Raw genomic sequence first — 9,926 nt, forward strand, 5'->3', positions numbered from 1 at the left:
CCTTTAGAATTTTGCTTCTTTTCGTAGGAATTCATTTCCTACACTAAAAAGAAGTTATTAAAAAACTGGTCCCTTAGAAAATGGGACATTTTATAAGGAATGTAATGATTAGATTAGAAGTAAAAGATTTAAATAAAACTTTTAAAGTACATACACAAGGAAGTATTGAAGTTAAAGGTTTTGAAAATATTGGTTTTGATGTAAAAAAAGGTGAGTTTTTATCACTATTTGGACCAAGTGGTGCAGGTAAATCATCTATTTTAAAAACACTATTTAGAACATACACTACAACAAGTGGAAATATCATATTTCACAGAGACAATGGAAGTAAAATAGATATAGCAACTGCAACTGAAAGTGAGATTTTAAACTTAAGAAAAGCAGAGATAGGTTATGTATCACAGTTTTTACAAATCTTACCTAGAATTAGTGCTGTTGATGTTGTAGCAGAACAGTTGATATTAAAAGGTGAAAGTGAAGAAGTTGCGAGAATTAAAGCAAAAGAGATGTTAGATTACTTATCAATTAGAGAAGAACTTTTTGATTTATCGCCTTTAACTTTTTCAGGTGGTGAGCAACAAAGAGTAAACATCGCAAAAGGTATCATAGCTCCAAAGAGTTTACTTTTACTGGATGAACCAACAGCTTCACTAGATAAAACAAACACTATGAAAGTAGTAGAGAAGTTAAAAGAGCTAAAAACTCAAGGTGTTGCTATGGTTGGTATTTTCCATGACCTTGAAGCAATGGAAATGATTAGTGATAAGATTTATAAATTAGAGAGAGTTAAATAAAAATTTGGTCCCCTTTTGAAAATGGGACATTTTAAAAGGATAAAATTTGGAAACAATTTTAAGAAGTAAAAATGTATTAATAAACGAAGAGTTCGTTCCTGCTGATGTTGTAATCAAAGGGGAATTTATAGAAAGAATAGATGAATATGGGAAAAATGAAGTAGCAGTTGATTTAGGAGATAAAAAAATAGCTCCAGGGATTGTAGATTTACACTCAGATGCTATTGAAAAAGAAATAGAACCAAGACCAAATGCTACTTTTCCAGTTAAACTTGCAGTTGCAGAACTTGATAAAAAGCTATCAATGGCAGGTGTTACTACAATGTTTCATGCTATTGGTTTTGAAGAAAACCCAAAGAAAAAAAGAAGTATTGATTTAGCAATTTCACAAATAGAAGAAATAAATAAAGCAAATGATAAACACCTAGGTGTTGATAACTATGTTCATGCAAGATTTGAGTTAAGTTGTGATGAAGCTGTTGAACCAATCAAAGAAGTGATTTCAAAAGGAATGGTTAAACTTGTTTCTCTTATGGATCATAGTCCAGGGCAAGGACAATTTAAATCATTAGAATCTTTTAAAAGTTATTACGGAAGTTATTATGATTTAAATGAAGAAGAATTACAAAAAGTAATTGATAAAAAAACAAATAAAAATGAAGATAAAATCAATGATTTAATCGCTTATACAAAAGAGCATAATTTAACACTCTTAAGTCATGATGATGATTGTATTGAAAAACTTGATGGTTTACTTAATTTAGGTGTGCAAATTTCAGAGTTTCCACTTGATTTAGAAGTAGCAAAATATGCAGTTTCAAAAGGTATAGCTACAGGAATGGGAGCACCAAATATTGTAAGAGGTGGTTCTCAGAGTGGTAATATTGCTGCTATTGATTTAGTAAAAGAAGGAGTTTGTAAATACCTTTGTTCAGATTACCATCCAACATCAATGCTTCAAGCAGTATATAAAATGAAAGAAGATGCAAACCTTGATATTGCAAAAGGTTTCTCTATGGTAACTTCAACTCCTGCAAGATATGCTAACTTAGAGGATAGAGGTGAAATAAAAGAGGGTAAAAGAGCTGATATTATAGTAGTTGATGATACACATATTCCAAAAGTAGTTCTTACTTTAAAAGATGGTGATTCTATCTACAATGGGATTAGAGGCTTTAAACTATAAGGATTAAAAATGGTTACAATTTATAGAAGTATTTTACATTTAGAAGTTAGATACAATGATAAAGATAAAAAGTAAAAATAGCTAAATAAGGAATGGTATAATTATAGGCTTAAATACCATAGTTACAGAAGTTAGTAAAAAAGATTAAATTATAAATTTTTAAAATGAGAAGGTTACATGGATACAAAAATAGTTTTAATTGTAGGTCCTAGTGGTGTGGGGAAAGATACTCTTTTAAAATATGCAAAAGAAATATATAAAGAAAATATTAATTTTGTAAAAAGATATATCACAAGAGTAGCAGATACAAATGAAAATAACTACTTTGTAGATGACTATGCTTTTGAAGTATTAAAAAACAATGGTTATTTTCTTTCAAGCTGGAATGCTCACGGAAATGCTTATGGTATACCAAAAAGTTTTTTGAAAAATGGAGTAAACATTATTTCCATTTCAAGAGCAAGAATTAAAGACTTTGAAAATAGCTATGATAATGTTTACACAATAAATATAACTATTAAAAAAGAACTACTTAGGCAAAGATTATTTAATAGAGGGAGAGAGACTTTAGAGCAGATTGAAAAAAGACTAATAAGAAGCTATGAAAAAATTGAAGCAAAAAAGCTTATAGAATTTGATAACTCAAGATCTTTAGAAGAGTCAAAAAAAAGCTTTATAAATCTTTTAGAAAAAATTAAAAATGAGAAACCTTGAAACTTAAATTTTTAGGAACTGCAGATAGTGCAGGTATTCCTGTTCATAATTGTACCTGTAATGTTTGCAATAAGTACAGAAAAAACAATATACAGAATTTAGCAACCAGTGCTTATCTAGAAATCGAAGATAAAATAATTCTCTTTGATGCAGGAGTTGAAAATATTTCTACAATATTTGATGGAAAGGAAATCAAAGCAATTTTCTTAACTCATTTTCATGCAGATCACTGCTTAGGTCTACTTAAACTTAGACACTCTAAGGATACTATTAAATGCTTTCACCCTAATGATAAAGATGGTTTTTCAGATCTATTTAAACATACACATTCTATTTTATATAATAAATTAGATGAATTTGAAAGCGTATGCATAGATAATATAAGCTTTACAGCTATTCCTTTGGTGCACTCTAAAAAATGTAATGGATACTTAATAGAATACAAAAATTATACGATTGCTTATTTAACAGATACTTCTAAGGTTTCAGAAAAAGTAGTAAAGTTCTTAAAATCAAAGAAGCTAGACTATTGCTTCATTGATGCTTGTTATGATGAGAGAAAAGAAGTAGGAAATCATTTAAATTATTTTCAAGCAAGTAAAATTTTAAATAGTTTAAATGTTAAAAATGGATATTTAATGCATATTTCTCATACAACACAAAATTATATTGAAAAAAATAAAGTCTCTTTAAAATATAAATACCTGAAAAATGAGCATATTTTTGTTTTTGATTAGTGAAAGTATATACTAGTTAACTCTTCGTTAACTTTTTATTTGACTTTAGTTAATGCTCATCTATTATAATTTTCATATGGATTAAGAAGAAACGCGAAACTTCTTAACTTTAAATTGCGAATTTTTTAAAGTTTTCCAAAAACTTATTTCCTTGTGTGTAAAAAAGCTCCTCTCCCTGGGAGCTTTTTTTTTGCCCGAAAAATAAGAATCATTATGCTAATATTCGCCAAATGAAAATACTACTAAAGAATATTAAATAAATGCCTCTATCTAATTTAAATAAAGAACAACTCGAAGCTGCAACATGTGAAAAAGGTTTTAACCTTATTATTGCTAGTGCAGGTACAGGAAAAACTTCAACTATTGTAGGAAGAATTGCTAATCTTATCAACAATGGTGTACAACCTGATGAAATTTTACTATTAACTTTTACAAATAAAGCTGCCGCTGAAATGGTAGCAAGGGTTGCTAAGTTCTTTGGAAAAGATATGGCTGCAAAAATTATGGCTGGAACATTTCACTCAGTTTCATATAAACTTTTAAAAAAACTAAATAAAAATATTACATTAAAACAACCAAATGAGCTAAAAACTCTTTTTAGGTCTTTATATGAAAAAAGAGTTTTTTATGAAAGAGAAGATGGTGTAAATCCATACGATGGTGGATATCTTTATGATATGTATTCACTATACCTTAACTCAAACGAAGGTGAAGGTTTTGAAGAGTGGATAAAAAATAAAAACCCTGACCATGAAATCTATACACCTATTTATGATGATGTTGTATTAGAGTTTAATGAACTAAAAACAAAATATGGTTACGCTAACTTTGATGATTTGCTAACTATTATGCTTGATACTCTAAAAGAAGAAGAGTTTGACTTTAAAGAGATTTTAGTTGATGAGTACCAAGACACAAACCCTTTACAAGGAAGACTTCTTGATGCTTTTAGACCTAAATCACTTTTTTGTGTAGGAGATTATGACCAAAGTATTTATGCTTTTAATGGCTCTGATATTGGTATTATCTCAACATTTGATACAAGATATAAAGGTTCAAAGGTATATACACTAAGAAAAAACTATCGTTCAAGTAGACCTATTTTAGACTTAGCTACAAAAGTTATTGAACATAATGAAAGAATCTATGAAAAGCAACTTCAAGTTATGAGAACAGATATTTCTATTCCGCCAAAGCTTTTAGAGTTTACTGAGTTGTTTGCACAATATCATCATATCTCGGAAAAGATTTCACAAAGTTCAACACCCCATAGTGATATAGCAATTATCTTTAGAAACAACTCAAGTGCCGATGGAATTGAAGCAAATCTAAGAGAATATGGAATTCCTGCAAAAAGAAAAGGTGGAATGTCATTTTTTGATTCTGTTGAGATAAAGTTTGTACTTGATATTTTAGTTATGCAACTATCACACAATGATATGATGGCATTTATTCATGTACTTGAACACGGAAAAGGTATTGGAAAAGCAATTGCTAAAGATATCTTTGATGCCTTAGTAAAACTAGGAAATGGAGATGTTTTCAAAGGTCTATTTACACCTGATTCAAGTATAAAAAACCCTTATCAATCAAATAGAGTTAAAAATGTACAGTTAGGTTTATTTGATGATTTTATTGAATTAGGAAGTGTATCTAAATTCAAAGATTGTGGTTTTGAAGAAGCCTTTTTATCTAATGCTATTTTAAAACACCCTAAACTATCTGTTGATGGAGCAAAATATCTTTATGACTTCTATTTACTTATGAAAATGATTAGAAGAACAAAAGTTCCAGAATCACTTGTTTCATCGGTTACTTCATCTATGATGTACTCAAGGCTAAAAGAGAATTTAGCTACAAAAAGAGCAACACAAAAAGATGGTACTGTAAACATGATGCAAAAAACTAAAGCCCATGCTAAAATCAATAGAAAAGTAATGCTTCTAAAAAACCTTGCTAGAAACTTTAATGACCTATCAAAATTTGTTAACTCGATGATTCTTGGTGGTGGAGAGATGAGTGAAGGAGATGGAGTAAATCTTCTTTCTGTTCATGCTAGTAAAGGGTTAGAGTTTAAAGAAGTTTTCGTAATCGACCTTATGGATGGAAGATTCCCAAATAGAAAACTAATGAGCAAAGGTGGAAGTATAGAAGAAGAAAGAAGGCTTTTCTATGTTGCTGTAACAAGAGCTAAAGATGTACTTTACCTTAGTTTTGCAAAATATGACAAAGTAAAAAAACTAGATTTTATTCACTCACCATTTTTAAAAGAAGCTGGCTTAATAAAAAAAGAGTCTCCTGAAGATTAAGAGTTTTCTTAAACACGTGACACATATGTGACATTTTTTAGTTATCATATACCTTCAAAGAAAGTTGAAGGTATATATTATGCTAAAAAGCCCTAAAGATTCACACAACTATATTCAGAAAATAGAAAAAGTTCTAAAAGAAGAAAAAGTAAGAGAACAACTAACTATCAATGAACTAAGCAACACAAATACAAATGACAAAAATCATATCAAATCTTTAAAAAACTACCTAGAACAAATCAAAACAAATATCTTAAAACTAAACTACTTACTTGATAACTTAAACATGGAAAGAAATATCACAAGTTTGAGTATTGCTAAACTTGCACAGCAAGATAGCAAAATAAAAAGCTATTTATAGTATTACCTTAAATAAAATCTTTTTTAGATATAATCGCGGATATTTTATTAAACAAAATCATAATAATCACATAGGAACATAAATGAGCGGAAAATACGAACCATCAAAAGTAGAAGACAACTATTACAAAATCTGTGAAGATAGAGGTTATTTTGAAATTGACGGAAACAAAGATATTCAAGAAGAGGGAAAAAACTTTTCAATTATGATGCCTCCTCCAAATGTAACTGGTAGCTTACATATTGGACATGCTCTTACATTTACACTGCAAGATATTATTACTAGATATAAAAGAATGGATGGGTTTAAAACTTTATGGCAACCTGGAACTGACCACGCTGGTATAGCAACACAGAATGTTGTTGAAAAGCAATTATTAGCAGAAGGTACTACTAAAGAAGAGATTGGAAGAGAAAAGTTTCTTGAAAGAGCTTGGCTTCAAAAAGAGACTTCGGGTGGAAGCATTGTTCACCAAATGAGAAAACTTGGTGTTACTCCTGCATGGTCAAGGGAAAGATTCACTATGGATGAAGGTCTAAAAGAAGCTGTTAAAGAAGCTTTTGTATCTTTATATAATGATGGATTTATCACTCAAAACAACTACATGGTAAACTGGTGTACTCACGATGGTGCTTTATCAGATATCGAAGTTGAGCATGAAGAAGTAAATGGTAAGTTTTATCATATGATTTATAAGTTTGCTGATGGAAGTGGTGAAGTACAAGTTGCAACTACTAGACCTGAGACTTATTTTGGGGATACTGCTATTATGGTTCACCCTGAAGATGAAAGATATAAAGATATCGTTGGAAAAGAAGTATTACTTCCTCTAACTGATAGAAAAATCAAAGTTATTACTGACTCTCATGTTGATATGGAGTTTGGAACAGGTGTTGTAAAAGTTACTCCAGCGCATGACCAAAATGACTACGAAGTTGGAAAAAGACACGATTTAGAATTCATCAAAGTATTTGATGAAGCAGGTATTTTAAATGACTATTGTGGAGAGTTTGCAGGGCTTGAAAGACTAGAAGCAAGAGAACCTATCGTTAAAAAACTACAAGCAGAAGGTTATATTGTAAAAATAGATGAGCATACTCACCAAGTTGGTCACTGTTATAGATGTAAAAATATTGTTGAGCCATTTATTTCTCAACAATGGTTTTTATCTGAAAAAGTTGCAAAATCTTCAATTAATAAAACAAAAGCACATAATAACTTCCACCCTGCTCACTGGATTAACTCATATACAGCATGGATGGATGAATTAAGACCTTGGTGTATTTCAAGACAATTATGGTGGGGACATAGAATTCCTGTATTTACTTGTGACTCTTGTAATCACCAATGGGCAGATAAAGCTGATGAACCTGAAGCTTGTCCAAAATGTGGAAATAAACACTATACTCAAGACCCTGATGTATTAGATACTTGGTTCTCTTCTGCACTATGGGCTATGTCACCATTAGGTTGGGGAAATAATGGGAAATTACCTGAGCTTTATAATTTAGAGCAAGATATGAAAGACTTCTATCCAAACTCTTTATTAATCACAGGTTTTGATATTATGTTCTTCTGGGTTGCTAGAATGATGATGATGGGTGATCACTTCCAAGGTGAGTTACCATTTAAAGATATTTATATGCACGCTCTTGTAAGAGATGAGCACGGTGCTAAAATGTCTAAATCAAAAGGAAATGTAATCGACCCACTTGATATGGTAGAAGAACATTCTGCTGATATTATTAGATTTACACTTGCATACTTAGCAGTTCAAGGTAGAGATATTAAACTTGGTGCTAAAAACTTAGAGCAATTTAGAAACTTTACAAACAAACTTTACAATGCTGCCAATTTCTTAACTTTAAATGTAGATACATTTGAAGATTTAAAAGATATTGAGATTAAAACAGCACTTGGAAAATATATGCAATCAAGACTTTCTCATGCAGTTGAAGATGTAAGAGAAGCACTTGAAACATTTAAATTTAATGAAGCAGCATCTATTTTATATAAATTTGTATGGACAGAGTTCTGTGATTGGGGTATTGAGTACTCTAAAGCTAGTAAAGATTCTATTTCTGAGCTTGGAGCTATTTTCAAAGAGACACTTAAATTAGTATCTCCATTTATGCCATTTATTTCTGATTATTTATATCACAAATTATCAGGAACTTCTTTAGAAGATGGAGCAGAATCTTTAATGGTTTCTTCATTCCCTAAAGAGATTGCACAAGATAAAGAGACTGAAGCAATGTTTGCAATCATTGAAGAAGCAATTACAGCACTTAGACGTGCAAAAGTTATTATTGATATGGGTAACTCAAAAATTGCAAAAGCATATATCAAATTAGATACTAAAATAGATACGCAGTTAGCAAAACCATTTATTCAAAAACTTGCAAAAGTTGAAGATATTGAGTTTGTTGAAGCTAAAGTAGAGAACTCTATTACAGATGTATCTGATAACTTAGAAGTTTACTTACCAACAAGTGAAATTGATATGAGTCCAATCATTGATAAATTAACTAAACAAAAAGAGAAAGTAGAAAAAGAAGTTAATAAACTAAATGGAATGCTTTCAAATGAAAGATTTGTTGCAAATGCTCCTGAAGCTGTTGTTGCTGAAAACAAACAAGCTTTAGCAGATGCACAAGCAAAATTAGAAAAAATTGAAAATGAATTAAAGGCTATTTCATAATAGCCTTTTAAAGGGGATAAATGAGTTTTAAAAGTTTTTTATTAGTTATATTTTTAGGAGTTTTGTTTACGGGTTGTATGCCTAAACAAGATGATGTAAAAAATGTATTCCAATCTGACTCTGCAAATATAATTAAAAGAGACTATAAAAAAAGTCAAAAACTTTTAATCTCATTTAAAAAGAAACTTGATTTAAGAAACCCAAAAGCCTTTGATAAATCTATAGAAAAAAAGATTTATGCCTTAATTGAGTCTTCTGAAAAAACACTACTATTAAAATACAACAACAAAATACTTGAAAACTACAAAGACTACCTACAATTAGCATTTAGTAAAGACACTATAAAAAATAGAAATGACTTTTTAGTTTTAGGTTTATACTACTCATTATATGATGCTTATGATATTGAAGATGGGCATAAGATAATTGCCTTAGCATATGAAAAAGAGAAACTTCACAAACTACATAAAAACCTTCAAATATTAAAATGGAAACTTAAAGTAGATAAAGACCTAAACAATGATTATCTATTTTTAACTTGGCAAAATAACTGGCAAATAGAGTTAGAAAAAAGATTAAATAATAATGAAGAAATTACTTATGAAGATATCAAGAACCTTACATATATAAAAGATGGAAAAGAGTCTTTATTAAGCCGTTCTAACTTTACTTTTGAAGTATTATTAACTCAAATGATTTATAATGTTGAGAATACTTTATTTGCACTAGGTGAAGAGCCTAAAAAACTTGCAATTGATGCAGTATTTTTCTTATTTATATAACAAAAACTATTTTTAGCAATATCTGGATTGTTATAAATTTTCCTTTTTGATATACTTTTTAAAAATTTTTAAAAGGTAATACTATGAGCTACATAACAGAAGCAAGACTAGAACAAGCAGATAAAGAGATTTTTGATATCGTAGAAGCAGAACTAGAAAGACAAACAACACACTTAGAGATGATTGCAAGTGAAAACTTCACATCTCCAGCTGTAATGGAAGCAATGGGTTCTGTATTTACTAACAAGTATGCAGAGGGTTATCCATATAAAAGATATTATGGTGGATGTGAATTTGCTGACAAAGCTGAGCAATTAGCTATTGACAGAGCTTGTGAAATCT

Annotated in this window: 8 protein-coding genes and 1 pseudogene; all 9 read left to right on the forward strand. The window is 29.8% G+C overall.

Annotated elements, in window-relative coordinates; genetic code table 11:
* Positions 1 to 104: 104 nt before the first annotated feature.
* Entirely contained in the window at positions 105 to 794 is a 690-nt protein-coding gene (gene phnL, locus CRV02_RS02155) for a phosphonate C-P lyase system protein PhnL (RefSeq protein WP_129088957.1), read from the forward strand.
* Positions 795 to 840: 46 nt separating this feature from the next.
* Positions 841 to 1,980, forward strand: a complete 1,140-nt coding sequence (locus CRV02_RS02160; protein ID WP_129088958.1) for an alpha-D-ribose 1-methylphosphonate 5-triphosphate diphosphatase — start codon at positions 841 to 843, stop codon at positions 1,978 to 1,980.
* A 177-nt stretch (positions 1,981 to 2,157) separates the two neighbouring features.
* A complete protein-coding gene (locus tag CRV02_RS02165) occupies positions 2,158 to 2,694 on the forward strand; it encodes a hypothetical protein (RefSeq protein ID WP_129088959.1) in 537 nt (178 codons plus the stop codon).
* Entirely contained in the window at positions 2,691 to 3,431 is a 741-nt protein-coding gene (locus tag CRV02_RS02170; protein ID WP_129088960.1) for an MBL fold metallo-hydrolase, read from the forward strand. Before CRV02_RS02165 ends, CRV02_RS02170 begins: the two co-directional genes overlap by 4 nt.
* 260 nt (positions 3,432 to 3,691) lie before the next feature.
* Positions 3,692 to 5,740 carry an ATP-dependent helicase gene (locus CRV02_RS02175; RefSeq protein WP_129088961.1) on the forward strand — a complete coding sequence of 683 codons (2,049 nt, stop codon included), beginning with the start codon at positions 3,692 to 3,694 and terminating at the stop codon, positions 5,738 to 5,740.
* Between the two features lie 79 nt (positions 5,741 to 5,819).
* On the forward strand, positions 5,820 to 6,101 hold the full coding sequence (locus CRV02_RS02180) for a hypothetical protein (RefSeq protein WP_129088962.1): 282 nt from the start codon (positions 5,820 to 5,822) through the stop codon (positions 6,099 to 6,101).
* Between the two features lie 82 nt (positions 6,102 to 6,183).
* Positions 6,184 to 8,802, forward strand: a complete 2,619-nt coding sequence (locus CRV02_RS02185; RefSeq protein WP_129088963.1) for a valine--tRNA ligase — start codon at positions 6,184 to 6,186, stop codon at positions 8,800 to 8,802.
* 20 nt (positions 8,803 to 8,822) lie between these two features.
* Complete coding sequence (locus CRV02_RS02190; protein WP_129088964.1) at positions 8,823 to 9,584, forward strand: hypothetical protein; 762 nt, start codon at positions 8,823 to 8,825, stop codon at positions 9,582 to 9,584.
* 83 nt (positions 9,585 to 9,667) lie between these two features.
* A pseudogene (gene glyA / locus CRV02_RS02195) lies at positions 9,668 to 9,926 on the forward strand (serine hydroxymethyltransferase); the annotation flags it as partial.

Source organism: Arcobacter sp. CECT 8989 (assembly GCF_004116715.1).
Classification (GTDB): Bacteria; Campylobacterota; Campylobacteria; order Campylobacterales; family Arcobacteraceae; genus Halarcobacter.